The organism is Candidatus Hydrogenedentota bacterium (genome assembly GCA_016791475.1).
GTDB lineage: Bacteria > Hydrogenedentota > Hydrogenedentia > Hydrogenedentales > JAEUWI01 > JAEUWI01.
In genome coordinates this window covers 1-681 of record JAEUWI010000253.1, presented here as the reverse complement: position 1 = coordinate 681, position 681 = coordinate 1, and the positions used below count along the sequence as shown (strand labels likewise).

Here is a 681-nt window from a genome sequence, read left to right as displayed (position 1 = left end):
GTTCGAGGACGGCTACCTTGAGGCAATCAAGATCACCTGGGACGATAGCCCGACCGGGCAAGGTCCGACCGGTGCGGCCATTCGCACCGGCCAGCCGGTAATCTGCTACAACCTGCACACCGATCCCCGCTTTGCGCCCTGGCGCGAGGAGGCCGCCCGGTATGGCTATGCCGCCTCCATTGCGCTGCCGCTGGCCCACAAAACCGGCGTGTTTGGTGCGCTCAGTCTCTACGCCGCAGACTCGGACGCTTTGGCCCCGGATGAAGTGGACTTGCTGCGTCGGCTGGCCGACAACCTGGCCTACGCCCTGCGCGTGCTGCGCATGAAGGCGGCTGGCGAACAGGCGATACGCAAGCATGATGCGCTTGAAGCCCAGCTCCACCAGGCCCGGAAGATGGAGGCGGTGGGGCGGCTGGCGGGCGGCGTGGCGCATGATTTTAACAACATGCTGGCGGTCATCGCCGGTCATGCCGATCTGGCCCTGGAGCAGACGGCGCCCGACAGTGCGCTGCACGCCGACCTGCTGGTGATTCAGGAAGCCGCCCAGCGTTCAGCCGATCTGACCCGCCAGTTGCTGGCTTTCGCCCGCAAGCAGACCATCGCGCCCCAGGCGCTCGACCTCAACGACACCATTGCGGGCATGCTCAAAATGCTCAGGCGGCTCATCAGCGAGGACATGGA

The 681-nt window shown here is 65.6% G+C and carries 1 protein-coding gene; it reads left to right on the top strand.

Translation table 11 applies throughout. From position 1 onward, the window contains the following. A partial coding sequence (locus JNK74_29050; GenBank protein MBL7650229.1) for a GAF domain-containing protein occupies window positions 1-681 on the top strand: 681 nt, incomplete at both ends.